Raw genomic sequence first — 25,198 nt, forward strand, 5'->3', positions numbered from 1 at the left:
CCTGGGCGGCGCCCACCCATCAACCCTAGATCACCAGTTCCGGGTGCAGGCGCTTGATGGAGAAGACCCGCTGGCGGGATGCGCTGAAGGCGCTGACGGCCACCGAGGCAATGGCGAGCACCGCAAGGAAGACCACCGAGATCCACAGCCGGGCGTCAACGCCACCGGTCATCAGCTCCCGCAGTCCGTCCACCACATAGGTCGCGGGCATGAACGGGTGCAGGGCCTGGAAGAACTCCGGCGTGGTTTCCACCGGGTAGGTTCCGCCGGAGGAGCTGAGCTGGAGCATCAGCAGCACCAGGGACGCCACGCGGCCCGCGGCCGTGCCCAGCACGATGATGAACATTTGCTGCAGGGCCAGGAAGGTCACGGTGGTCAGGTAGATGAACGCCGCCATGCCCACGGGGTGGACGGGCTTCATGTCCAGACCGAAGAGCAGCACGGCCACCATGATGGCCACCTGGCCCAGCCCGATGGCCAGGGCCGGCAGCAGTGCCGTCAGGACGGTGCGCAGTCCGCCGGCGCCGGCGGCCAGGGCCCGGGTGGGCAGCGCGCGCAGCAGCAGCCAGGAGATCAGTGCGCCGACAAAGGTGGCCAGGGCGATGAAGAACGGGGCAAAGCCCTCACCGAAGCTGTTGGACTGGTTGGCCCACTGGGCATCCACGGCCACCGGGGCGCCCATGATGTCCGACTTCGCCCGGATCAGGTCTGCGGAGTCGTTGGGGATCTTGTCCCCACCCTCGGCCAGCTTGTCGGCCAGCGTGTGGCTGCCGGCTGAGAGCTTGTCCGCCCCCTCGGAGAGCTGGGTGCCACCGGCCACCAGTTCGCCGGCGCCGTCGGCCAGCGTCCCGGTTCCGGCGCTGAGCGTGCCCGCTCCGGAAGCCAGGGTGGCTGCGCCGTTGTTGGCGGTGGCGGCACCCGACGCCAGGGCCGCGGCGCCGTCGTTGACCTGGGAGGCGCCCGCGGCCAGCGCGGAGGAGCCCGCTGCGGCCTGGCCTACGCCGTCCACCAGCGTGCCCACGCCGCCCGAGAGCTGCGCAGCACCTGCGGAGAGCTGGGCAGCGCCGTTGGCCAGGGGAGTGGCGCCGGCGGCGAGCTTGTCCGCGCCACCGGCCACGCCCGCGGCCTTGGCGGCCATCGGGGCGACGGTGTTGCTCTGCAGGGCCTGCAGGTCGGCCACCAGGGCGGTGGCCTCCGGGCTCGGGGGCAGGGCCTGGGCCGCGGCCAGCAGCGAGGACACGGAGGCCGACGTCGTTGCGGCATCGGCGGAGACGCCATTGGCGCCGGCGGCCAGCCCCGTTGCGGACTTCGCCAGGGTGGCGGCATTGCTGGACAGGGAGCCGGTGTTGGCCGCGAGGGAGGCGGCACCGTCCTTCAAGGTGGCGGCACCGGGCACGGCGGCGTTGAGCCTGCCGGCCAGTTCCCCGGCGCCGGTGGAGAGGGTGGAGGTGCCGTTGGCCAGGGTGCCCGCACCGGTGGAGAGCGTGTTCAGCCCGGTGGAGAGCGAGGAGGCTCCGGCGGCCAGCTGCGCGGCTCCATCCTTGAGCGTCAGTGTGCCATCGGCCAGCGAGTCCATGCCGACCACCAGCTTGCCGGCGCCGTCCTTGGCACTGTCCACGCCCGCGGCGATCTCACCGGCGCCGCCGGCGGCGGTGCGCAGGCCCTCGCCGGCGTCGTGCAGGCCCACCAGCAGCGCATTGGAGGTCTGCTGGCCCAGCTGGGCCGCGACGGCGTCGCGCACCTGGGCCATGGCCTGCTTGCCCAGCACGGAGGAGAGGAAGTTGTTGGCGTCGTTGAAATCAACGTCCAGCACTGTCTGCTCGGGGTTCCCGGTGCCCACCGAGATGGCGCTCGCGGAGAAGTTCTCCGGGATGGTCAGGGCGAAGTAGTAGGTGCCGTCGTCCACGCCCTTGGCAGCGGCGTCGGCGTCGGTGACCTGCCACTTCAGGTCCATGCCCTCGGTGAGCTTGTCCACCAGGTCGTTGCCGGCGGTGAGGCGCTCACCGTCCTTGGTGGCGCCGGCGTCCTGGTTGACCAGGGCCACCGGCAGGGAATCCATGTGCTTGTCCGGAGCCTGGAAGGCCCACAGGTACAGGGCGCCGTAGATGAGCGGGATGAACAGCATCACCGCCACGGCAATCTTGGGCAGGGTGCCGCGTTTGAAACGGCTCAGCTCCGTCCCCGGGGAAAGGAAGGCAAACATCTAGGACATCTCCGTATCGATGAGCAAGGTGGTGGGTTGGGTGTCCAGGGCTGTCCATAGATCGGTGTCCTGGGAGGAAGCGGCGACGACGACGGCGGTGCCGTGGGCGGCGAGGGCGGCCAGCCGGTGCCAAATGACCTCGCGGGCCGCGCGGCTGTGCACCTGGTCGATGTCATCCAGAAAGAGGATCTCCGGGGCGGACATCATGGCCAGCGTGATGCGCAGCAGGAAGGCCTGCGTCTCATCCAGATCCCAGATGACGGTGTCGGCGTGGGGAATCCGGGCGCTGCCGAACACCGGCGCGCAGACCTCCGCCACCTCCGGATCTGTCAGTTTGCCGACGATCGCGTACCAGGGGGAGAGCCAGGCGCGGCGCTCGCGGAGGGCGGCGCCCACCGTGACGGAATCCTCCAGGCCGTCGATCCCCTCGAACCCGGCGATGGCGGTGGCCTTCTGGACCGAGCGCAGCTGGGCGGGGACATTGCGCCCCAGCACGTCCAGCGTGCCCGAACTGGGCTTCATGCGACCGGCCATGGACAGCAGCAGCGAGGTGCGTCCGCTGCCGGAGGGTCCGCAGACGAGGGTGAGCCCGGGCCCGATCTCGAAGGTGAGGGGGCCGTAGACGGTTCCCCGGGTGGACGACAATTCCAGATTGTCTGCGTGGATGACCGGTTGCACGGTGGTCCTTTCGCTGCCGGTGTGTGTTCCTGGCACCTGATGGTGTCCGAATCAGTCCTTTGTACTGACCAGTCAGTTTAGCTCCGAGGGGGAGTGGACTGTCAATTTGCCCCGCTTTGAGAGAATTGATGGGTGAGCATTGCAGACATCCCCACCAGCACCACCAAACTGGAACTTCCGCCCCTGAAGCTGGGCAACATCACCGTGGACACCCCGGTGGTCCTCGCCCCGATGGCCGGCATCACCAACACCGCGTTCCGGCGGCTCTGCCGCGAACACGGCGGCGGCGTCTTCGTCTCCGAGATGGTGACCTCCCGCGCCCTGGTGGAGCGCACGCCGGAGTCGATGCGCATCATCAGCCACGACGACGACGAGAAGGTCCGCTCGGTGCAGCTGTACACCACGGACCCGGTGACGGTGGGCCGTGCGGTGCGGATGCTGGTCGAGGAGGACCGGGCGGACCACATCGACCTCAACTTCGGCTGCCCGGTGGCCAAGGTCACCCGCAAGGGCGGCGGCGCGGCCCTGCCCTGGAAGACGGACCTCTTCACTTCGATCGTCAACACGGCCGTGCGCGAGGCCTCCAAGGGCAACATTCCGCTCACCATCAAGATGCGCAAGGGCATCGATGACGACCACCTGACCTACCTCGACGCCGGCCGGATCGCCCGCGACGCCGGTGTTGCCGCCGTCGCCCTCCACGGCCGCACGGCCAGCGAGTTCTACTCCGGCAAGGCCGACTGGGACGCCATCGCCCGCCTGCGCGAGGCCCTGCCTGACATCCCAGTGCTGGGCAACGGCGACATCTGGAGCGCCGAGGACGCCATCGCGATGGTCCGCCAGACCGGCGTTGACGGCGTTGTGGTGGGCCGCGGATGCCAGGGCCGCCCGTGGCTCTTCGGGGACCTGATGGCAGCGTTCGAGGGCAGCGACAAGCGCCACCGCCCGGGGCTGAAGGACGTTTCCGACGCCGTCTACCGCCACGCCGAGCTGCTGATCGACACCTTCGACGACGAAAACAAGGCCCTGCGCGACATCCGCAAGCACATGGCCTGGTACTTCAAGGGCTATGTGGTGGGCGGGGAGCTGCGCGCCAAGCTGGCCACCGTGCCCACGTTGGAGGTGCTGCGCGGGCTGCTGGACCAGCTGGACCCCGAGGCTCCGTACCCGGGCCCCGACGCCGAGGGCCCGCGCGGGCGCGCCGGCAGCCCCAAGCGCACCGCCCTGCCCGACGGCTGGCTGAACGAGCGCTGCGTCAGCGCCGCCCAGCAGCTCGAAATCGCCGCCGCAGAAATCGACAACTCCGGCGGATAACGGGTCCCGATGTGCATCCGCGACGCACGTCCCCTTTGAGGACGCATCCACTACTGCGTCGTCAGCGGGGAAGTGCGTCGCCAGCCGGGGGAGCGGTCGTCGCACCGGGTTTCGGCGGGCTCAACCGCCGGTGTCGGCGGTTCCCCCTAGACTGGGGGCATGTCCAGCACCACGGAACACGCAGGCGGAGAAACCAGCGCCGGCCGCTATACGAGCCATGACGCGGAGCGCTGGGTGGCCGAGGCCGCCAAGAGCAGCTACCGCACGCCCTTCGAGCGGGACAGGGCCCGGGTGCTGCATTCCTCGGCGCTGCGGCGGTTGGGCGCCAAGACCCAGGTGGTGGCTCCGGATGCCGATGATTTTGTCCGCACGCGTCTGACCCATTCTCTGGAGGTTGCGCAGGTGGGGCGCGAACTTGGCCGCGCCCTGGGGTGCGATCCGGATGTGGTGGACACGGCCTGCCTCTCGCACGATCTGGGCCATCCGCCCTTCGGCCACAACGGCGAATCCGTGCTGAACGACATCGCCCACCGCATCGGCGGTTTCGAGGGCAATGCCCAGACACTGCGGCTGCTCACCAGGCTGGAGCCGAAGGTGCTGGCCGCTGACGGTACGCCCGCGGGCTTGAACCTCAGCCGGGCCTCCCTGGATGCCGCCTGCAAGTACCCCTGGTCGGCCCCTGACGCTCCGTTGATTCATGGATTGCGCACCAGCAAGTTTGGCGCCTATGAGGATGACCTGCCGGTCTTTGACTGGTTGCGGGCCAATGCCCCGGCCGGCAAGCCGTGCGTTGAGGCGCAGGTCATGGACCTGGCCGATGACATCTCCTACTCGGTGCACGACGTCGAGGATGCGATTGTGGCAGGGCATTTCCAGCTCAAGTGGTTGGACAGCCCTGACCAGCGCAGCCGCGTGGTGGGCTACACCCGCCAGTGGTACCTGCCGCACACCGATCCTGCGGCCATTGATGCCGCGTTGGCACGCCTGGAGGCCACGGCGGTGTGGGTCCGCCATGCCGACGGCAGCCGGGCGTCCATGGCGGCGTTGAAGAACATGACGAGCCAGCTCATCGGCCGGTTCTGCCAGAGCGCCCTGGATGCCACGCGCCGGCTCTACGGCCATGATGCCCTGACGCGGTTTGCGGCGGATGTCATCGTCCCCGAGCACACGGTGGAGGAGATTGCCGTGATGAAGGGTCTGGCGACCACCTTTGTGATGACCACCGACCACCGCCAGCCCATCTACCAGCGCCAGCAGGATGTGCTCAATGAGCTGGTGGCTGTGCTCAGCGCCAGCGGGGAGCAGCATCTGGAGACCATGTTTGCCGCGGATTGGCGGCTGGCCGGTGACGACGGCGCGCGGCTGCGGGTGGTGGTGGACCAGGTGGCGTCGCTGACGGACGGCTCGGCCCTGGCCCTGCACGAACGCCTCGTGGGAACGCACCGCACGCTCATCTAGTGCGGGTGTGGTGCGCTGCGGGTCAGTAGGCCGGGTAGTTCGTCATGCTGTCGACCATGAACGCCAGGGAATCGGCGTCGAGGTTCGACAGGAAGTTCATCGAGGCGGCCAGTGCGAGGCCCATTACGGTGAAGAAGCCGATGGCCACGTAGGCCGCCAGCTGGCGGTCCATGACGACGGAACCGGTCACGGTGGTGGGGGCCGCAAGCTGAGGGTCGATGTGGTTGGGCGCCGTGTCGAGGCTGCCGTCCGCCAGTTCGGCGACGACAAGGCCGTTGGCCCGGTCGAGCTTCATGGACGTGATGGCGCCGCCGTGGCGGGCCAGCAGGATGTCGTGGCCGACGTGGTGGCGAGGAGAAAGTGATGAAAGCATGGCTGGGCCCCTTGGGATGTGAGTTCTATGGAAGCGCCCCGGCTAGCAAGCGATTGCCGGGCGGTGTCCGCACCATTGGGGGCATCTTCAGTTTATCGGCGGGGGAGTGCGAAACCGGCCGAATCCGGGCCAGGACGGCGGTGATGCTGCCCACCGGGGACGGTGATGTCCGACACCGCAGGGCCGGCGTTGCGTCCCGTAAGCTGGATCAGTGGCAGGGCTGATCAAACGTGAAGATATCGACGAGGTGCGCACACGCACCGACATCAAAGAGGTTGTCGATGGCTACGTCACGCTCAAATCCGCCGGCATCGGCTCCTACAAGGGCCTGTGCCCCTTCCACGATGAGCGCAGCCCCTCCTTCCACGTGCGCCCGCAGATGGGTTTCTTCCACTGCTTCGGCTGCCAGGAGAGCGGCGATGTCATCTCCTTCATCCAGAAGATGGACCACATCTCCTTCTCCGAGGCCGTGGAGAAGCTGGCCGCCCGCATCGGTTTCGAACTGCACTACGAGGACGGCGGCACGGGCCCCCGCCGCGAAGAGGTGGGCCGCCGCCAGCGGTTGCTGGACGCCCACAAGATTGCCGGCGAGTTCTTCCGCGCCCAGCTGCTGACCCCCGCCGCCGCGGCCGGGCGCCAGTTCCTGACGGAGCGCGGCTTTGAACGTTCCGCCGCCGAGCACTTCGGTGTCGGCTTTGCCCCGCAGGGCTGGGATTCGCTGCTCAAGCACCTCACGGGCAAGGGCTTCACCCAGGAGGAGCTCAAGCTCACGGGCATGTTCTCCGAGGGCCAGAGGGGCATCTACGACAGGTTCCGCGGCCGGCTGATCTGGCCCATCCGCGACATTGCCGGGGACACGATTGGCTTTGGCGCCCGCAAGCTCTTTGAGGACGACCAAGGCCCGAAGTACCTGAACACCCCGGAGACGGTGCTCTACAAGAAGTCCCAGGTGCTCTATGGCATCGATCTGGCCAAGCGCAACATCGCCTCCAAGCGCCAGCTGGTGGTTGTCGAGGGCTATACGGACGTGATGGCCTGCCATCTGGCCGGCGTCGACACCGCCGTCGCGACCTGTGGCACGGCCTTTGGTGCCGACCACATCAAGGTGGCCCGCCGGCTGCTCTCCGACGACGGCTCGGGCGGGGAGGTGGTGTTCACCTTCGACGGCGATGCCGCCGGCCAGAAGGCCGCCCTAAAGGCCTTCGACGAGGACCAGCGCTTTGTGGCCCAGACGTACGTGGCGGTGGAGCCCTCCGGTGCCGACCCCTGCGAGCTGCGCCAGCTGCGCGGCGACGACGCCGTGCACACGCTCATCAAGTCCCGGCGCCCCCTGTTTGAATTTGCGATCCGCTCCACGCTGGCCAAGTTTGACCTGAACACGGTGGAGGGCCGCGTCTCCGGACTGCGCGCCTCCGCGCCTGTGGTGGCGGCCATCCGCGACGGGTCCACGCGGATGGGCTACAGCCAGGAACTAGCCGGCTGGCTGGGCATCGCCGACCCCAATGAGGTGCTGCGCGCCGTCAACTCCGCCGCGCGCCGCCTGCAGAGCCCGGCCACCGGCCACGGCCACCCGGGCCAGGGCGGCCCTGCCGCCGGGCATGGGGCGCAGTCGGGATCCCGCCAGGGCGGCCAGACAGGTGCGCAGGCAGCCGGTTCCCAGCCGCAGCGTGGTGCCGGTGGAGCGCAACAGTATGGGGGAGGGCAGCAGCAGGCAGCGGCCCAGCAGGCCGGCCAGCAGCAGGGCCAGGACACCCTTCAGTTCCAGGAGCCGGCCGAGCCGGTGTATTCCCGCCCGGACCCCAATGACCCGGTGGTGCGGATGGAACGCGAGGCCCTGGAGGTGGTGCTCCAGCACCCCGGTTTGATGACGGAGAGCGACTGGCGCAACTTTGCCGGCTCGGAATTTGCCGTGCCGGCCTACAGTGCCGTCCACCAGGCCATCTGCGCCTCCGGCGAGGCAGGGGCCGTACCGTCCCAGTGGCTGGAGCTGGTCCGCCAGCAGCTGCCCGAAGCCCTGGCGCCGATTGTCTCGGAACTGGCCGTGACACCGCTGCCGGCGACCAATCCGGATACATTGCGCAATTACTGCCGCGATATTCTGCGCGGTCTTTTTGAGATGCAAATCACACGATTGAAAGCCCAGCGCATGGGAGCCCTGCAAAGAATGGATCCGGCGGCCGATCCCGCGGCCTACCAGCAGCTCCAGCGCGAGCTCATGGAGCTGGAGATCAGCAGGCGGGCGCTGCGCGGGGACTAGGAAATTCCCCGAAATCCCGGGGTTTTTGGACCCTGCCCCGCCTCGATTTCACAACTGGGCAAAGTCTTGTTAGTGTTGTTCCTGCGCATTCCCCTGTAGCTCAATTGGCAGAGCATTCGACTGTTAATCGAAGGGTTGCTGGTTCAAGTCCAGCCGGGGGAGCCATTGGCTCATATGCGTGCTTTCCCCTGTAGCTCAATTGGCAGAGCATTCGACTGTTAATCGAAGGGTTGCTGGTTCAAGTCCAGCCGGGGGAGCAAAACGAGGAACCCCGTCCGATGGAAACATTGGGCGGGGTTTTTTCGTCTTCTGTCGGCGGCGCTAGGTTTGAACCCATGGACACACAACCCGCCCTCGGCCGCCGATTGGGCACCACGGATGCCGTCGTGATCGGCCTGGGATCGATGATCGGCGCCGGTGTCTTCGCCGCCTTCGCCCCCGCCGCACAGGCCGCCGGCTCCGGGCTGCTGGTCGGGCTGGCCGTGGCCGCTGTGGCCGCATTGTGCAACGCCACCTCCTCGGCCCAGCTGGCCGCACAGTACCCGGAATCCGGCGGCACCTACATCTATGGCCGGCGGCGGCTGGGCGAGTGGCCCGGCTTCCTGGCCGGCTGGGGCTTCGTCTTCGGCAAGACCGCCAGCAGCGCCGCCATGGCGATGACCTTTGCCGCCTATGCCGCGCCGCCGGGCTGGGGGAGGCCCGTGGCAATCGCCGCCGTCGCCGCACTGGCCGCCGTCAACTACCGCGGCGTCACGAAGACGGCCAGGCTGGCCCGGATCCTCGTCGTGGCGGTGCTGGCCGCACTGGCCGTGGTGGTCGCCGTCTGCTGGGCGCAGGTCACCGGCCCGGGCGTGGGCGCCAGGATTCTGGGACCAGGCCTGCTGGACTCCGGCTGGTACGGCATCCTGCAATCGGCCGGCCTGCTGTTCTTCGCCTTCGCCGGCTACGCCCGCATCGCGACCATGGGCGGGGAGGTCAAGGACCCGTCTCGGACCATTCCGCGGGCCATCATGCTGGCCCTGGGGGTCGCCGTCGTCCTTTATGCGCTGGTGGGGACCAGCCTGCTGGCCGCCCTGGGGCCCGACGGCGTGGCGGAGAGCGCGGCTCCGCTCGCCGCTGCGGCCGCCGCAGGTCCTTGGGCATGGGCTGTGCCCGTCGTGGCCGTTGGAGCCGCTCTGGCGGCGCTGGGCGCCCTGCTGGGCCTGCTGGCCGGGCTGGGGCGTACCACCATGGCCATGGCCCGCGAGGGGGACCTGCCGGTGCTGCTCGCGGCCATCCACCCGCGCTTCCACGTGCCCCACCGGGCCGAGGTGGTGCTGGCCGTGCTGATCTGCGCGGTGATCCTCGTGGCGGACCTCCGCGGCGCCATCGGCTTCTCGTCCTTCGGCGTGCTGGTCTACTACCTCGTGGCGAATCTGGCAGCCCTCACGCAGGCCCGCCCCCAGCGGCGCTACCCGCGGGCGCTGGCCGTTGCCGGAGCCGTTCTGTGCGTGGTGCTGGCGGCAACGCTGCCCGTTGAATCGGTCCTCGCGGGAGGAGCCATGTTCGCCGTCGGGGCCGCCTACCGCCTGGTGCGGCTGCGCCTGCGGCCGCCAGCCCGGGCGGCGTAGGACGCGCCGGCCGGGAGGGCATAGGACGCGCCGGACCGGAGGGCTTGGGACACCCCGGCCCGGAGGGCTTGGGACGCGCCGGTCCGGAGGGCGCGGGGCTGCCCCGGTCCAGGGCTGGACGGACACGGGAACCGGGGCCCGCGGGCTAGACGAAGCTCATTTCCGCCTGGAGGAACCGCTCGGCCTCTGCAATGGCGCCAAGGAACGCATCATCCTGCGTTGGGTGTTCACGCGGGGTGCGCGGACTCCACTCATGCGGGGCGGAATGCACGCGTTCAAAACCCGCGCCGGGAGGCGCGTAGAAGATGCCAAAGCGCTGCACTGGCCATTCGAGTGAGGACTCCGGCGCCACCAGCAGGGCGGCGTTCAAGGCCGGGTTGTACCACTGGGCAATGGGCCGGCGGCGGTCCTCGGTGAACAGCCCCGCGGCGTACAGTGCGGCGGATTCAGCGCTGGTGGTGGCGCGCAGGCGGTCCCACCACAGCGCAAGAATGCCGCCGTCGCAGCGTTGCCACGCGGCGGGGATGGGCGGGGGTTCCTGCCATCTGGCCACAGTCCAATTTTATCCCGCCGGGGCATCTCGTCCCAGTGGCGCGCGGACATTGGCGCGGGCTATTTGGGTCCGGGATTGATCCGGTACATGGCGGCACCAAGGACCGCCGCGCAGATGATGGCCACAATGAGCCTGTTGCCGAAGTAGCCGCCCAGCACAGCGCCCAGAATGGCCCCGAGCAGCACGCCGATGAACAGTCCGCGGCCGTTGCGGTGGATCGGCTTTTCGCTCATGCGCCAACCCTACCAACGAGGGGTCCGGCGATGGGTCGGCCGGGGTCCGGCCAAGGGCCCGGCCACGTTCCGCGGCGGGAGCGGCGGACCTAGGGCGGCGGGGCCAGGCCCAGCCGCGGATAGAGGACCTCGAAGCCCTTCTGCAGGCCGTCCGTGAGCGCCGGGCCCACATGGCCCGCACCGGGGATCAGATAGAGGGTCACGTCCATGCCCGCGGCGCGTGCCGCGTCGGACACTTGGGCCGCCACCGCTGCATACTGCGGATCCTGGCTGCCGGCGGTGAAGATGGCGGTGGTGCCGGCAAACTTCTTGCCGGCCAGAATCGTCAACGGCTTCTCGGCGTCATAGGCGCTTTGGCTTGAGGCAAAGATGGTGGCCAGGTTCTGCGCCTCGTTCTCGGCCCCCGGGAACAATTCGCCGGAGATGTCCAGCAGATTGCCCCAGAGCTGGGGGTATTTGATGGCAAAGGACAGTGCGCACTGGCCGCCGTTGGAGTAGCCCGCAACGGTCCAGTACTGACGCTCCGACAGGATGTTCAGGTTTGCCCGGGCCCACGCCACCACATCGGTATTGATGTAGGTCTGCACCTTGCCGTATTGGGCCGTGTCCAGGCACAGCGTGTCGTCCATGCCGGGGCCGATCTGGTCAGCCACCACCACGATCGGGGCCAGGCCCTGGTGGGCTGCGGCAAAGGTGTCGAGGATCCCGGCGACGTACTGCGGGTCGGGGGTGCCGGGCTGGCCCATCATCAGCAGCACAAACGGCAGCCTGGGCGGGTTGGCCGTCAGCGCGGCGGGCGGCAGATAGACACCCGCCGGACGGGCGGTGAAGCCCGACGCCGTGGCGGGGATGTCGGCGGTGCCGGTGGTGCCCTTGGCCGGCATGTCCGCCGGTGGCGTCCAGCGTTGGTACAGCGGCCCGGTGGGTGCGGCGCTGGGGCTGGGATCGGGCGGTTTGATATTGATGGGGTCTTCTGTGGAGATGCCCAGCACCGAGCCCAGTGTCTTGTTCAGTCCGAACGACGCATTCACGCCCATGCCCATGACCAGCGCGAAGACGGGAATGGCCACCACAGCCACCACCTTGCGCCAGCGCGGAACACCCCAGAAGCTGGCCACGGCCAGGCCGAGGGCACCGGTGCCCAGAGCACCCCAGAACCAGGTGAAGCGGGGGATCGGCACCTTGAAGACATCAAAAAGGGCGTCCGACAGCCAGATGGTCCCTGCGCCCACCAGGGCCCCAAGCGCGACGGCGGCGGTGGCCTTCACCGTCCACCGAGCGGACGGGCGCAGGAAGAGGACCGCGAAGAACAGGGCAAAGAGGCCAATGGCTGTCCACATGACGGGGCCGTCGTCGATGACCGCGTTCAAGATGCTCTTCCACATCTGCCATCCTCCTTGTCCTTCGGCTGCTCACTGGCCTGCTTCATTGGGCCGGGCTATTTGCCGATGTTCATGATGGTGTTCAGGGCCAGCACCACGATGAGGCCGTTGAAGAAGAAGCTGATCACCGAGTGGTACACCATGGTCCAGCGGATCTCGGTGCGCAGCGTCTCCACATCCGAGGCGGCGAAGGCGGTGCCCATCGTGTAGGAGAAGTACACAAAGTCCGCCAGCACCGGTGCCGTGGTGGCCGGGAAGCGCAGCATCGGCCGCCCGGGCCGGCGGTAGTGGGCATACATGTAGATCCGGGCGAAGCCCCAGTGCAGGAAGCCCCAGGACAACAGCATCGCCGCCACGCCCACCACCGTCAGCGCCACGGCATGCTCCTCGTCGGTGTCCACCCGCGCCAGCAGCACGGAGGTGGCGGCGTAGAGGCCGAAGACGCTCGAACAGATGGTCCCGGCGATGGCGGTGGCGCGCAGCCCCCAGAAAGGCCGGCGGAGCCGGATGAGGCGCCGCCCGCTGCCGCTGAACCGAACCCCGAACGCCACACCGATGATGTTGGCCACGGCGTAGGCAAAACCGGCGACGCACCACAATCCGAGGATGTCGATGTCATCCAGGGCATCGTTGCTGATGGAGGCAATGGCGATGGCAATCATCGCCAGCTCGCCCAGGAACCGGGCCACGTCGCCGAAGGAGATGCCACCGCCGGCCGCCGGCGTCTGCGCCGCCGCGCTCATGACTCCCGGCCCACCAGCGCCCGCAGCAGCGAGGCACTCTGGCGCGGGGACAGGCCCGGCAGATAGGCGGAGGAGACGGCCAGACCAATCGCCGGCAGCGCGAGCGGGTCCTGGTAGTACATGTAGAGCGTGCGGTGGACGGGCTGGAACCGAGACTTGAACGCCGCCAGGGACTTGAAGCCGTACATCGGCTCCAACGCATCACCCAGCAGCGCCAGGATCCGGTCAAGGCTGCTGTGGTCGCCGTCGTCGGACGCACCGGACGCCGTCGCCAGCGGCGAGCCCGAGAGCGAAATGGTGGCCACCGAGTCCCGGAAATGGTTGGCGGCGGAGGCGATCAGGAACTCCATCACGCCCTTGAAGCCGGTGGTGCGGCGGCGCATGAAGTCCAGGGTCCACCCCACTGGCACGCCGCTGCTGAAGACCGGCAGCCAGCTGGTCACACCGTGCACCAGCCCGTCGTCGTCCACGGCCACGCAGCACAGCACGCCGTCGGCCTTCAGCTCCTCGAGGCCGCCCAGGGTGAAGCCCATTTCCGGCAGGGGCTTGTCGGAGACCCACTCGGCGGAGATTTCGGCCAGCTGGGCGCGGATGCCCGGCGGCATCTGGGCGTACATGGACCACTGGTCCTTGATGCCAAGCTTTTCCGCCCGGTTCAGCGCCGTGCGGACGTTCTGCCATTCCTTGCCCTTGAAGGTCATGTCCGCGATGTTCAGCAATGTTTCCTCAGCCACCGCCAGCCTGCGGAAACCATGCCCGTCCAGGGCCTTGGCCAAGGTGCCGGGCGCGGAGTAGAAGCAAGGGACCACGCCCAGCTCCGTGCAGTGGGCCACGAAGCCGGCGGCGGCGGCCTCGGTGTGGGCCGCATCGCCGAAAGGCTCGGCCACCGTCAGGGCCACACCATTGTGGACCTGGTAGGCCACGCCGGCCTCGCCGTCCGGGGTGAACCAGTACGCATTGTTGTTCCACAGCGCCATCCAGGACAGCGAGCCGCCGCCCCGGTGCACCAGCTCCCGCGCGCGCGCCTTGTCGGCAGCGGCGTCGGCCTCCAGAGCGCCAAAGGCCGTGTAGCTGCGCACCACCGACACCAGGACCACCAGCCACACCACGACGCCGCCAAAGCCATAGATGATGGTGGACACCAATCCATTGGGCAGCTCGGTGGCGAAGGGCACGGGGAACGGAAAGAGGATGTGGGCCAGCTGCCCCAGCAGCGTGAAAATGCTGAAGTGCTCCAGATTGCCCTCGATGAACCAGAACGCGGCATAGAGCAGGACGGCGCTGCCGGCGGCTAGGCCGGCGCTGCGGTAGAGGCGGCGGTAGCTGGCCGGGGAGGATTCGACCCTGAACTTGGCGCGGTTGAGCAGCAGCAGGACGATGATGATCAATGGACCGGCGAAGACGGCGCCGACGTACAAGGAGAACAGCCCGGCCAGCTCGTCGCTGACATCGACACCTGGGTCGGTGAGGAAGAGCACCACATCGGCCACCAGCACCAGCAGCAGGTAGGTGCAGATGCCCATGACCAGCAGCCAGGCCAGCCGCCGGCCGCGGCGCAGACCTTCCGCGCAGAGCAGGAGCAGCAGCACGGGCACCACCGACAGCACAGCGGCTCCGACACTGTTGATCCCCACGGCGCTCTGCAGGGAGATGCATGCAGCATCCCCGCCGCAGATTTCGCTGAGCTCATCGGTGCCCGGGCTGGCCTGGACCATGATGAGCGAGCTGAAGGCCATGGGCCCCACGGACAGGGCGCCCATCAGCTGGTCCAACAGCGAGCCAAGGGCAAAGACGCCCACCACGGTGCCGATCAGGAAACGGTACTCGCGCACCGTGGAGCGGTAGCGGGTGGCCGCCCATCTGTGGTGTCCAGCGGCGGCGAACAGCATCCAGCCGGCCACCAGGCCCAGCACAGCGGCGGCCAGCGCCTGGATGGTCTGGGCAACCCCCACATAGAGGGCAAACATGACTGTCGCCGCCACCAGCCAGGTCCGGGTGCGCCGGCGCCACAGCGGCTCCATCCGCGCCGTCGCCAAGCCCAGGGCCGCGGCGGCGCCACCATAGGGCCCCACCACGTAGTCACTGCCCAGGTACTGCAGCCACTCGTCGTTGCTCGCGATGCCCAGCAGCACCAGGGAACTGAGGATCAGTGCGCTCGCCGCCGATCCTGCCACGAAGGCCACCAGGGTGGGGAGGATGCCGACCGTCTTCTCGGCCACCCCGACAGCCACCAGCACGATGGCGGTGGCGAAAAGGTAGTCCAGCAAGGAGGTGGCGAAGAAGGCCGAGGTGAGCCAGGACCACGGCGTGCCGGTGCCGTCGCTGACGTCAATGCCGACACTTGCCAGCAGATCCTCGGAGGGGCCGTCGGGCAGGCTGGCCGTCGCGGCGGCGATGATCCACAGCGCCGCGACCATGGCCAGTGTCAGGGGCAGGTGGCGCGCCAGATCAAGGACTGCGGCCCACCGGCGCCTGGCGCGCTGTCGGGGTTCCGGCGTGGTGGTGGACAAGGCATTCCCCTTTGCAGTTGCCGAACCCGCACTGCTGCCGGCACCAGCCGGACCGGCACTAGATGGCGGGCACTGTCCGCGGCCGAACAATCAGCCACAGCGACAGCATACCCAGTACCACGCAGGCGCCCATGATGGCCGCCATCGGCGTCGCGCTGGCCACGCCCAGCAGACCCACAACAGGGGAGATCAGACCGGCGAAGCCGAAGGTGACGGCACCCATGAGTGAGGCCGCCGTTCCGGCCTGTGCACCGTGCCTGGCCAGGCCCTGGACCTGGATGCTGGGGAACATGAATCCGGTGGCCAGGATGAAGAACCAGAGGGGGATGGCGATGCCCCACAGGCCCAGGCCCAATTGGTCGCAGATGATCATGGCCGCCGCCGCGAGCAGCTGGGCCACGGTGGCCATGGCCATCACCCACTGCGGACCCATGTGGCGCATCATCCGTGCGGCGATCTGCACACCGGCCACCACGCCCAGGGAGTTGATGCCGAACAGCAGGCCGTACTGCTGGGGCGTGAAGCCGAAGGTGTCCTGGAACAGGAAGGTGGAGGCGGAGAGGTAGGTGAACAGCGCGCCGAAGTTCAGCCCACCAATGAGCAGCGTCCCCACAAAGATCCTGTCGCTGAACACCCGCTTGTACCGCAGCGCAAGTGTGGAGTCGGAGCCGTGGCGGCGTTCGCGGGGCAGGGTTTCAATGATGAAGAAGCCTGCGGCCACCACCACCAGAAGTCCGTAGGCTGCCAGGAAGAAGAAGATGCCCGGCCAGTCCATGATGCCCAGCAGCTGGGATCCGATCAGTGGTGCCAGGATGGGGGCCATGCCGTTGACCAGGGACATCCTGGAGAACATGCGCACCAGCTGGTAGCCGGCAAAGAGGTCGCGGATCATGGCCATCGCCACGACGCCGCCGCCCGCCGCGCCGATGCCCTGCAGCACACGGAACACGCCCAGCATGGTGATGTCCGTCGACAGCGCCGCGCCGAGCGAGGCACCCACATGCAGGGCCGTGGCCAGCAGCAGCGGCATCCTGCGGCCGAACTTGTCGCTCAGCGGCCCCACCACCAACTGGCCGGCGGCAAAGCCGATGGTGGTTGCCGTCAGCGTCAGCTGCACCGCCGTCGCACTGACCCTCAGCTCTTCGGCAATGATCGGGAAGGCCGGCAGATAGAGGTCCACCGTGAACGGACCCAACGCCGTCAACAGCCCGAGGACGAGCACGTAGACCAGCTTTTGCCTGCGGGAAAGGGCGTCACCAGGAGTGGCGTGGGAGGTCAACGAAGGATCCTTCTTGAGACGACGAAGCAGCCCACAGACGCAGCGGAGCGGGCTGTGGAACGGCGGAAACGGGGGAGGGCTAGTGCCAGCTGGAACAGTGGCCGGCACATGTGCACCGATGAACCCATCCTAGGGTGCCCGGCCATGGCCCGGTAAAGGGTTTCCCAACCAGCGAGACGGCCACATGCTGTGATTTGCACCACTACAAGGGCCCTCCGGCCCGGGGCCGACGGCTGGGCGGGGGTCAATGGTAATTTTGACTTCAGGCGCGCCGGAGGGAACCCGGCGCCCAACCGCGGGGCCGCACTTCGGCCGCGCGCAGTTGTTCAAGCTATGGAGGCGGTTTCGATGGTCAGTGCGGGGCACGGAACGGGCGGGGCCAAGGGAACCACCTCCTGGGCCGGGGACGACTCCCTGATCGAGGCGCTGAAGACGGCCGGCCGCCTGGTGCCACGCCAGCTCAACGACGAGCTGGCCCTGGCCAAGGCCGAGCTGGCGCGCAAGGGCGGCAAGGTCGGCGTAGCCGCGGGCTTCCTGGGCGCGGCGCTGGTCTTTGCCGGGCTGCTGGTGATTGCCCTGGTGGTGGCCGCCATTGCGGGGCTGGCAACGATCATGCCCCTGTGGTTGTCTGCCCTGCTGGTCTCGGCCCTGTTCCTCGTGGTCACCCTCGTGGCCGCCCTCATTGGCGTGCGCAAGGTCAAGAAGACCATGCCGCTCATCCCCGAAGAGGCATGGCGGGGGATCCGGCACGATTTGGGCATCGCCAAGCAGGGCAGGGACTTCGACCCCTCGACACTGGTGGCGCCGGTGCTGAGCAAGGAAGAGCTCGAGGCCCGCAAGGCGGAGAAGCTTGCCGCTGCCGCCCGGGCCAAGGCCGAACGCGAGTCCAAGGCCGCCGAGAACGGCCCCACACCCAGTGAAGAGGAACTGCTGGCCCGCACCCGCACCCGCCGCGAACACCTGCTGGTGCTGCGCGAGGAGCTGGTGGCCAAGGCCAATGTCAAGACCCAGGGTGCCGCCCTGGCGGCCGCCGTCGGCAGCGAAGCCAAGGCCCGGTTCACCTCGGCGGCCTCCGCCGCTGCGCCGTTGGTTGAAACCGTTGCCACCGAGGTGCGGAACCGCTGGATTCCGCTGAGCCTGCTGGCCGCCTCCGGCACTGCCCTGGTCCTGTTGCTGAGGAAGCTGTTCAAGCGCTGACGGCGGGTGCCCCACCGGCGCGCCGGCGGCAGTCAGGACAATCTTTGAGCCATCGCAGCAGTCGAAAGGGGGAGGTGTGAGGTTGATCGGCGCGGGAACACGCCCGGGGCAGCAGCCTGCCGCCAGCAGGCGGATCATCACCGTCCCCAACGTCATCACGGTGGTCCGCTTTCTCGGCGTTCCGTTGTTCGTCTGGCTGGTCCTCGCCCAGCACCAGTACGGCTGGGCCGTGCTGGTGCTTGCCCTGATGGCAGGCACCGACTGGATTGACGGCTACGTTGCCCGCCGGTTCAACCAGGCCTCCGAACTGGGCCGCGTCCTCGATCCGCTGGCGGACCGCGTGGCGCTGGTGACAGTCGCCGTCACCCTGGTGCTCGCCGGCGTCGCGCCGTGGTGGCTGCTGGCCGCCCTGGTGGTCCCCGACGCTGTTCTGGCCACGGTCTCCGTCATCTTCTTCCGCTGGCACCCGGACCTGCCCGTCAGCACTATCGGCAAGGTGCGCACCGCGGCCCTGCTGGTGGGCACGCCCCTGCTGCTGCTGGCCAAGGTGGTGGGCCACGAGCCCAACGCCCTGGGTGTGGCGGCATGGGTCCTGCTGGCCATCGGCGTGCTGGGCCATCTGGTGGCCGCCTACAACTACTTCTGGGCCATGGTGCACAAGCACCAGGACCAGCGAAACCAGCAAGACCAACAGGGCCGGAACCTGGGGGCGGGCCTGTGATGTGGATCGGTGTTGCCTGTGCAGTGGCAGGCGCCTTCTTCCTTGCCTTCGGTGCGCAGCGCCAGGGCAGCGCCGTGCAGTCCAACACCGGCGGCCTGGCCCTGGGCAGCAATGGGTTTCTGCGCCTGCTGCGCAACCCGCGCTGGGTCCTGGGCCTGGTCCTGCTGGGGCTGGGGATGGTGCTCAACGTGGTGGCTCTGACCCTGGGGACACTGGTGGTGATCCAACCGATCGGCGCCATTGCGCTGGTCATCACCACCATCGTGAACTCCAAGGACCAGGGCATCCGGCTCAACCGGGCCACCGTCGTCGCCATCACCTGCTGCGTCACCGGCAGTGCGCTCTTCGTGCTGCTGGCGGTGAATGTGGTGAGTGAGAACCACCACGTCACGGTGGAACAGGAACTGACGGTGGTGTTCATGCTGGCCATCGTCGTGGCCATCTTTGGCACGGCGCTCATCCTGTGGCGCCACCACATCCGGGCCTTCTTCTACATCCTGGGAGCCGGCGTCCTGTTCGGCTTCGTGGCCGTGCTGACCCGCATCATCTCCAAGCAGATCTTCGACCCCAACGGCCTCTACCTGCTCAATGTGCAGTGGTACTCCATCATCGCCATCGCCGTGGCGGGCGGACTGGGCAGCTGGTTTGTCCAGAGCGCCTATGCCAGCGGGCCGCCGGATCTGGTCATCGCCGGCCTGACGGTCATCGACCCGATGGTGGGCATCGCCATCGGCATCACCATTCTCGGTGAGCTTCGCCCCGATGTCCCCGCCGTGGTGGCGATTTCCATGGCCGGGGCGGCATTGCTTGCTATCGTGGGTGTCGTTGCTCTCTCGCGGCACCACCCCGATGTGGTGAAGCGGAAGAATGAGTCCGCCAAGGACTTGAAGAAGTCAGCCCGCACCTAGTGCCGGCCCTTCCATGGGAGCACACCACAGTTTTTTGATGCACGACGGCGCAGGGAGCCTCACGCGGTTTCCTGCGCGCGCGCTCCGGCCACCGCCGGCTGCGTGAGAAGCCACCAGGAGTATTTTCAGTGACATCCACTCAGAGCCCGGACTCGCAGCAAAGCACCTCGCCGGCGGCGGAGCGGGTGAGTGCCGATGGCGCTCCCGCCGGCACTGCTCCCGCGGGAGCGTCGTCGTCGAGCACCAGGGCGGCAACGCGGCCCTTGACCATCCTGATCGCCGCGGACACCTACCCGCCGCACGTGAACGGCGCCGCGCAGTTCTGCTACCGCCTGGCCAAGGGCATGAAGGCCCGCGGCCACAAGGTCCACGTGGCAGCCTGCCGCCCCGATGCCGGCAAGGCCTACACAGAGACCCTCCCCGAGGCCACGGTGCACCGGCTGCGCTCACGCTCAGTGCCGACGCACGAATACTTCCGCATCTCCCTGCCGTGGGAGATCAAGAAGGACATCGCGGCGATCTTCGACGAGATCAACCCGGATGTGGTGCACGTGCAGAGCCACTACATGATCGGTGAGCACGTGGTGTACGAGGCCCAGCGCCGCGGCATCCGCATCGTTGCCACCAACCACTTCATGCCGGAGAACCTGAACCCGTTCCTGCCGTTCCCGCAGTGGTTCAAAAACATTGTCGGCAAGGTGTCCTGGCGCGACATGGGCAAGGTCATGGGCCGCGCGGATGTGGTCACCACGCCCACGCCGCTGGCGGCCAAGGCCATGCACCAGCACGCCTTCCTGCGCAAGGTGCTGCCGCTGTCCAACGGCATCGACGCCGGCAACTACGAGCTGGCCGAGGGCGAGATCATTGAGCGCCACGCCAATCCGACGGTGCTTTTTGCCGGCCGCCTGGCCGAGGAAAAGCACATCGACGTCCTGATCGACGCCATCGCCAAGATGCCGGCGGATCTGAACGTGCATCTGGAGATCGTCGGCGGCGGCGAGGTCAAGAACGCCCTGAAGGCACAGGCCGAGCGTCTGGGTCTGGCAGAGAAGGTGAAATTCTTCGGTCTGGTCAGCGATGAAGACTTGCGCAAGGCCTACATCCAGGCGGATGTCTTTTGCATGCCCGGCACCGCCGAACTGCAGTCGCTGGTGAGCCTGGAAGCCATGAGCGCCTCCACCCCCGTGGTGCTGGCCAACGCCATGGCGCTGCCGCACCTGGTCGACAACGGCGTTAACGGCTACCTCTTCACCCCGATGGACAGCGATGACCTGGCGGCGAAGATCACCAAGATCCTGCGCCTGTCCGAGGCGGACAGGACGGCCATGGGCGAGGCCAGCCACGCTATGGTGGCCCGGCACGGCCTCAACAAGACGCTGGACACTTTTGAAGACATCTACCGCGGCGGCAGCTACGAGGACCACGCTCTGTAGCCAAAGCCATTAGGATGGTCTGGGCGCGGCACCGTGTGCAGTTTGTGGCACACGGTGGGCGCCCGGACATGGGGCTATAGCTCAGCTGGTTAGAGCGCGGGACTCATAATCCTAAGGTCCTCGGTTCAAGTCCGAGTAGCCCTACCCTGCAGAACCCCGGAACCACCTCTGGTTCCGGGGTTCTTTGCTGTCCGCGGGAGCGCCCCTTGCTGCCGGGGGATCGTTGCCAGCTGCATTACTCTCCGGTAAGTTACTGATGAGTAACATCACCAGCAAAGGAGCTTCCCATGGCCAAGGCCGCCATCGATCCGAACAACCTGCCCTACGCCGACGGCGACTTCTATGGCTTTGAGCAGCTGCTGACCGAGTCCGAGCGGGAGCGTCTGCAGGAAATCCGCGACTTCCTGGCCAAGGAGGTCAAGCCGATCGCCGTGGACTGCTGGAACCGCGCCGAGTTCCCGATGGAGCTGATCCCGAAGCTGGCGGAGCTGGACGTCATGAGCCCGATCCGCCGCCAGGGCCACTCCAGCCTGTTCGCCGGGCTGATGCAGGCCGAGTTCACCCGCGCCGATTCCTCGATCGCCACGTTCATGGGCGTCCATGACGGCCTGTTCACCGCCACCATTGAACTGCTCGCCTCCGAGGAGCAGAAGGCCGCCTGGCTGCCGGACATCTATGCGATGAAGAAGATCGGAGCCTTTGGGCTCACCGAACCGCTGGGCGGATCCGACGTCGCCGGCGGCACGCGCACCACGGCCCGCCGTGAGGGCGGCAACTGGATCCTCAACGGCGCCAAGCGCTGGATCGGCAACGCGACCTTCGCCGACTGGGTGGTCATCTTCGCCCGAGACGAGGCGGACAATGCGGTCAAGTCCTTCCTCATCGACACCACCACCGAGGGCTACAGGGCCACCAAGATTGAGAACAAGACGGCGCTGCGCACGGTGCAGAACGCCGACATCACCCTGACCGACGTCGTCGTTCCCGATGGGTTCAAACTGGCCGGCGGCAACTCCTTCCGCGACACGAACAAGGTGCTCAAGGTCAGCCGGCTCGGCGTGGCCTGGCAGGCCGTGGGCCAGCAGCTGGCCGCGTTCGACGTCGCCCGGCGCTACGCCGTCGAGCGCCACCAGTTCGGCCGCCCGCTGGCCTCCTTCCAGCTGGTGCAGGACCAGCTGGTGAAGATCCTGGGCAATGTTGTTGCCTCGACGGGCATGATGGTGCGCCTGGCGCAGCTGGAGGATGCCAACGCCGCCAAGGACGAGCAGTCGGCGCTGGCGAAGGCCTTCACCACCGCCAGGATGCGCGAATCCGTCGCCATGGGCCGCAGCATCCTGGGCGGCAACGGTATTGTCACGGACTATGAGATGGCCAAGATCTTCGCCGACGCGGAGGCCATCTACTCCTACGAGGGCACCTACGAGATCAACACGCTCGTCACTGGCCGCGCCATCACCGGAATCTCCGCCATCGTCTAGCCCCCTGCCCAACTGGGTGACACTTATCGCACATTTTTGGGCGATTTTTGTGCGATAACTGTCACCTAGTTGGGGCGGGGGGTGAGGGGGAGCAGGATGGACGGGCGGCGGTCCTGCACAAATTGCAGCGGGTCCAGGTACTCCTCGCCGCGGCGGACGCCCCAGTGCAGGCAGCTGTGCGGGGAGGCCATCATGGATCCGCAATGGGTGGGCCCGTCAAGGATGCCCACCGTCTGGCCCTGGGCGACGCCGGTGCCCGCTGCCGGGGCGCCCGTGACTGGTTCGAAGCTGCTCAGCAGCCCGTTGGCGTGGCGGATGGTGACGACGTCCCTGTCCACCACCTGCCCACTGAAGACCACCACCCCGTCCGCCGGGGCCGTGACGGGAACGCCCTGGGCCGCGGCGAGATCAACCCCGCGGTGCCCCGCCAGCCATGGCTTGGGCGGCGGCGCAAAGGGATGCACGACGGCGGGGCGCGGCACCAGCGGCCAGGTCCACGGTGGCGGGGGAGCGGCGCCGGCACTCGGGTCCCCGGGTGCCGGCAGCACCAGGGCCAGGAGAAGGGCCAGTGCGAAGGCGGCCGCCAATGGGCGGGCGCGGGTCCGTGGATGGAAACAGATCGGCAGGGGCTGGCTCCGGGTCATCCACTCAGGGTCGCGCCGGAACGCCGCGGCGGCGCCGGGCCGCGGGCGGGCTGTGGACGGCCGGGCATCGTCGTGCGCTGTGCAGGCACCGCCGCCGCCGGGCGAGCGGCACAAGGCCGCCAGCGTGTCACGGCCGGTGGAGCGGTGTAGTAACATAGGTGGAGCAGTTTGCCGTGTGCAAGCTGACTACGCGCATCCCGCCCGGACGCTGCCAGTTACAGCAGTAGACGGATTGCCCCTCTTCGGTCCGTTCATTCGGTTGAGCAGAGCAATGGATGCCAGGAGCACAGCCCGGTGGAATCGTCCGCCGGGGTAAAAAGGCTAACAACCGTAAACATGAAGGAGCGCCGGCATGCCCGTCGTAACCATGCGCCAGCTGCTTGACAGCGGCGTCCACTTTGGACACCAGACCCGTCGTTGGAACCCGAAGATGAAGCGCTTCATCTTCACCGAGCGCAACGGCATCTACATCATCGACCTGCAGCAGTCGCTGTCCTACATCGACCGCGCCTACGAGTTCGTCAAGGCCACTGTCGCCCACGGCGGCACCGTGCTCTTCGTCGGTACCAAGAAGCAGGCTCAGGAAGCCATCGCCGACCAGGCAACCCGCGTGGGCCAGCCCTACGTGAACCAGCGCTGGTTGGGCGGTATGCTCACCAACTTCCAGACCGTCGCCAAGCGCATCCAGCGCATGAAGGAACTCGAAGAGATCAACTTCGAGGACGTTGCCTCCTCCGGCCACACCAAGAAGGAACTGCTGCTGCTCAAGCGCGAGCTCACCAAGCTGCAGACCAACCTGGGCGGCATCCGCAACCTGACCAAGGCACCGTCCGTGCTGTGGGTTGTTGACACCAAGAAGGAGCACCTCGCCATTGACGAGGCCAAGAAGCTCAACATCCCCGTTGTGGCCATCCTGGACACCAACTGCGATCCCGATGAGGTCGACTTCCCGATTCCGGGCAACGACGACGCCATCCGCTCCGTGCACCTGCTGACCCGCGTGGTTGCAGACGCCATCGCCGAGGGCCTGATGGCCCGCAACGCCAAGGCTACGGGCTCCGAAGCTCCGGCCGAGCCGCTGGCCGAGTGGGAGCGCGAGCTGCTCGTGACCGACTCCGCCGTCGAGGCTCCGGTCGAGGCTGCTGTTGAGGCACCCGTCGAGGCCGCTGTTGAGGCTCCGGCCGAAGCCGCCGTCGAGGCACCGGCCGTCGAAGCCGAAACCGAGAAGTAAAAACTCTCTTAGCGCTCCGTTCATCGGAAGCGCGCACACTGAGATGACTCACCACTGGCAGGAGCGCCGCCCATCGGGGCAGAGCGCTCCTGCCAGTGGCGAGTGACCAGTGGTAAATACTGACAAAATCTACACTGAGGGGTTCACATGGCGAACTACACCGCTGCTGATATCAAGGCTCTGCGCGAGCGCACTGGCGCTGGCATGATGGACGTCAAGAAGGCTCTCGACGAGGCAAATGGCGACGCCGAAAAGGCGATGGAGCTCATTCGCATCAAGGGCCTCAAGGGCGCCACCAAGCGTGAAGGCCGCTCCACCGCCGAGGGCCTCGTCGCCGCTTCGGTCAACGGTGGCGTTGGCGTCATGGTTGAGGTCAACTGCGAGACCGACTTCGTGGCCAAGGCTGCCCCGTTCATCGAGTTCTCCAACAAGGTTCTGGCCGCTGCCCAGGCTTCCGGCGCCTCCGACGTCGAGACCCTGCTGGCATTCGACGTCGATGGCAAGCCGCTCTCCGAGCTGGTCATCGAAGCCGGCGCACTGCTGGGCGAGAAGGTTGCCGTCCGCCGCGTTGCACGCGTTGAGGGTGCAACCGTTGACGCCTACCTGCACAAGACGTCCAAGGACCTCCCGGCCCAGGTTGGCGTTCTGTTCGCTGTTGACGGTGAGGGTGACGCTGCCGCCGAGGCCGCCCACGACATCGCCGTGCACATCGCAGCCTACGCACCGACCTACCTCACCCGTGAGGAAGTTCCGGCCGAACTGGTTGAGAGCGAGCGCCGCATTGCCGACGAGACCGCACGCGCCGAGGGCAAGCCCGAAGCCGCGCTGACCAAGATCGTCGAGGGCCGCCTGACGGGCTTCTTCAAGGAGAGTGTCCTGGTTGACCAGGCATTCGCCAAGGACGCCAAGAAGAGCGTTGCCCAGGTCCTCGAAGAGGCCGGCGTGAAGGCAACCGCCTTCGCCCGCTTCCGCGTTGGAGCCTAAGCACCAGCT

At 67.6% G+C, this 25,198-nt stretch carries 21 protein-coding genes and 3 tRNA genes; 14 read left to right on the forward strand and 10 right to left on the reverse strand.

Annotated features, from left to right (window positions below; all coding sequences use genetic code 11):
• Positions 1-25 precede the first annotated feature (25 nt).
• Positions 26-2,203: a YhgE/Pip domain-containing protein gene (locus K254_RS0102090; protein ID WP_026553988.1), complete on the reverse strand. Its 2,178-nt coding sequence runs from the start codon at positions 2,201-2,203 to the stop codon at positions 26-28.
• Entirely contained in the window at positions 2,204-2,881 is a 678-nt protein-coding gene (locus tag K254_RS21310) for an ATP-binding cassette domain-containing protein (protein WP_051388688.1), read from the reverse strand.
• Positions 2,882-3,019: 138 nt separating this feature from the next.
• Between K254_RS21310 and dusB the strand changes: the two genes are divergently transcribed.
• Together dusB and K254_RS21315 are read left to right on the forward strand one after the other, a co-directional pair.
• Positions 3,020-4,195, forward strand: a complete 1,176-nt coding sequence (dusB, locus tag K254_RS0102100; RefSeq protein ID WP_442853049.1) for a tRNA dihydrouridine synthase DusB — start codon at positions 3,020-3,022, stop codon at positions 4,193-4,195.
• 159 nt (positions 4,196-4,354) lie between these two features.
• Positions 4,355-5,653, forward strand: coding sequence for a deoxyguanosinetriphosphate triphosphohydrolase (locus K254_RS21315; protein ID WP_051388690.1), 1,299 nt, complete (start codon positions 4,355-4,357; stop codon positions 5,651-5,653).
• A 22-nt stretch (positions 5,654-5,675) separates the two neighbouring features.
• On the opposite strand, the gene K254_RS0102110 is transcribed toward K254_RS21315, so the two are convergent.
• On the reverse strand, positions 5,676-6,026 hold the full coding sequence (locus K254_RS0102110) for a hypothetical protein (RefSeq protein WP_035748878.1): 351 nt from the start codon (positions 6,024-6,026) through the stop codon (positions 5,676-5,678).
• Between the two features lie 211 nt (positions 6,027-6,237).
• Between K254_RS0102110 and dnaG the strand changes: the two genes are divergently transcribed.
• The 4 genes from dnaG to K254_RS0102135 all read left to right on the forward strand — a co-directional run bounded on the left by dnaG (position 6,238) and on the right by K254_RS0102135 (position 9,893).
• A complete protein-coding gene (dnaG, locus tag K254_RS0102120; protein ID WP_026553991.1) occupies positions 6,238-8,283 on the forward strand; it encodes a DNA primase in 2,046 nt (681 codons plus the stop codon).
• A gap of 89 nt (positions 8,284-8,372) precedes the next feature.
• Positions 8,373-8,448 (forward strand) — tRNA-Asn (locus K254_RS0102125).
• Positions 8,449-8,467: 19 nt separating this feature from the next.
• Positions 8,468-8,540: transfer RNA gene (locus K254_RS0102130), tRNA-Asn, on the forward strand.
• 78 nt (positions 8,541-8,618) lie between these two features.
• A complete protein-coding gene (locus tag K254_RS0102135) occupies positions 8,619-9,893 on the forward strand; it encodes an APC family permease (protein WP_026553992.1) in 1,275 nt (424 codons plus the stop codon).
• Positions 9,894-10,038: 145 nt separating this feature from the next.
• On the opposite strand, the gene K254_RS0102140 is transcribed toward K254_RS0102135, so the two are convergent.
• The 6 genes from K254_RS0102140 to K254_RS0102165 form a co-directional block, all read right to left on the reverse strand.
• On the reverse strand, positions 10,039-10,446 hold the full coding sequence (locus K254_RS0102140; protein WP_026553993.1) for a hypothetical protein: 408 nt from the start codon (positions 10,444-10,446) through the stop codon (positions 10,039-10,041).
• 59 nt (positions 10,447-10,505) lie between these two features.
• Positions 10,506-10,679 (reverse strand): glycine zipper 2TM domain, encoded by a 174-nt coding sequence (locus tag K254_RS25870; protein WP_081709831.1) that lies wholly within the window; start codon positions 10,677-10,679, stop codon positions 10,506-10,508.
• A gap of 89 nt (positions 10,680-10,768) precedes the next feature.
• Positions 10,769-12,064, reverse strand: a complete 1,296-nt coding sequence (locus tag K254_RS0102150) for an alpha/beta hydrolase (RefSeq protein WP_155848429.1) — start codon at positions 12,062-12,064, stop codon at positions 10,769-10,771.
• A 53-nt stretch (positions 12,065-12,117) separates the two neighbouring features.
• The gene (locus K254_RS24675) at positions 12,118-12,804 is read right to left on the reverse strand and encodes a DUF1345 domain-containing protein (protein WP_051388691.1); all 687 of its coding nucleotides are present in this window, start codon (positions 12,802-12,804) and stop codon (positions 12,118-12,120) included.
• A complete protein-coding gene (locus tag K254_RS21325) occupies positions 12,801-15,314 on the reverse strand; it encodes a bifunctional lysylphosphatidylglycerol flippase/synthetase MprF (protein WP_231391718.1) in 2,514 nt (837 codons plus the stop codon). Before K254_RS21325 ends, K254_RS24675 begins: the two co-directional genes overlap by 4 nt.
• Positions 15,315-15,372: 58 nt before the next feature.
• The gene (locus K254_RS0102165; RefSeq protein WP_026553995.1) at positions 15,373-16,593 is read right to left on the reverse strand and encodes a multidrug effflux MFS transporter; all 1,221 of its coding nucleotides are present in this window, start codon (positions 16,591-16,593) and stop codon (positions 15,373-15,375) included.
• A gap of 333 nt (positions 16,594-16,926) precedes the next feature.
• Between K254_RS0102165 and K254_RS0102170 the strand changes: the two genes are divergently transcribed.
• The 6 genes from K254_RS0102170 to K254_RS0102195 all read left to right on the forward strand — a co-directional run bounded on the left by K254_RS0102170 (position 16,927) and on the right by K254_RS0102195 (position 22,330).
• Complete coding sequence (locus K254_RS0102170) at positions 16,927-17,790, forward strand: phage holin family protein (protein ID WP_231391719.1); 864 nt, start codon at positions 16,927-16,929, stop codon at positions 17,788-17,790.
• Positions 17,791-17,866: 76 nt separating this feature from the next.
• Positions 17,867-18,511 carry a CDP-alcohol phosphatidyltransferase family protein gene (locus tag K254_RS21330; RefSeq protein ID WP_035748881.1) on the forward strand — a complete coding sequence of 215 codons (645 nt, stop codon included), beginning with the start codon at positions 17,867-17,869 and terminating at the stop codon, positions 18,509-18,511.
• Positions 18,508-19,419 carry a DMT family transporter gene (locus K254_RS0102180; RefSeq protein ID WP_026553997.1) on the forward strand — a complete coding sequence of 304 codons (912 nt, stop codon included), beginning with the start codon at positions 18,508-18,510 and terminating at the stop codon, positions 19,417-19,419. The genes K254_RS21330 and K254_RS0102180 overlap by 4 nt, the downstream gene beginning before the upstream one ends.
• A gap of 263 nt (positions 19,420-19,682) precedes the next feature.
• Positions 19,683-20,852, forward strand: coding sequence for a glycosyltransferase (locus tag K254_RS0102185; RefSeq protein WP_026553998.1), 1,170 nt, complete (start codon positions 19,683-19,685; stop codon positions 20,850-20,852).
• Positions 20,853-20,922: 70 nt separating this feature from the next.
• Positions 20,923-20,996 (forward strand) — tRNA-Ile (locus K254_RS0102190).
• A 143-nt stretch (positions 20,997-21,139) separates the two neighbouring features.
• Positions 21,140-22,330, forward strand: a complete 1,191-nt coding sequence (locus K254_RS0102195; RefSeq protein WP_026553999.1) for an acyl-CoA dehydrogenase family protein — start codon at positions 21,140-21,142, stop codon at positions 22,328-22,330.
• A gap of 65 nt (positions 22,331-22,395) precedes the next feature.
• Here K254_RS0102195 and K254_RS21335 read toward each other — a convergent pair whose 3' ends face one another.
• The gene (locus tag K254_RS21335; RefSeq protein ID WP_331271221.1) at positions 22,396-23,130 is read right to left on the reverse strand and encodes a M23 family metallopeptidase; all 735 of its coding nucleotides are present in this window, start codon (positions 23,128-23,130) and stop codon (positions 22,396-22,398) included.
• A 196-nt stretch (positions 23,131-23,326) separates the two neighbouring features.
• Here K254_RS21335 and rpsB point away from each other — a divergent pair, with 196 nt between their 5' ends.
• Together rpsB and tsf are read left to right on the forward strand one after the other, a co-directional pair.
• A complete protein-coding gene (gene rpsB / locus K254_RS0102205; RefSeq protein ID WP_026554000.1) occupies positions 23,327-24,205 on the forward strand; it encodes a 30S ribosomal protein S2 in 879 nt (292 codons plus the stop codon).
• A 147-nt stretch (positions 24,206-24,352) separates the two neighbouring features.
• Positions 24,353-25,189 carry a translation elongation factor Ts gene (gene tsf, locus K254_RS0102210; protein WP_026554001.1) on the forward strand — a complete coding sequence of 279 codons (837 nt, stop codon included), beginning with the start codon at positions 24,353-24,355 and terminating at the stop codon, positions 25,187-25,189.
• Positions 25,190-25,198 lie beyond the last annotated feature (9 nt).

Origin of the sequence: Arthrobacter sp. 35W (assembly GCF_000482545.1) — a bacterium.
Lineage (GTDB): Bacteria > Actinomycetota > Actinomycetes > Actinomycetales > Micrococcaceae > Specibacter.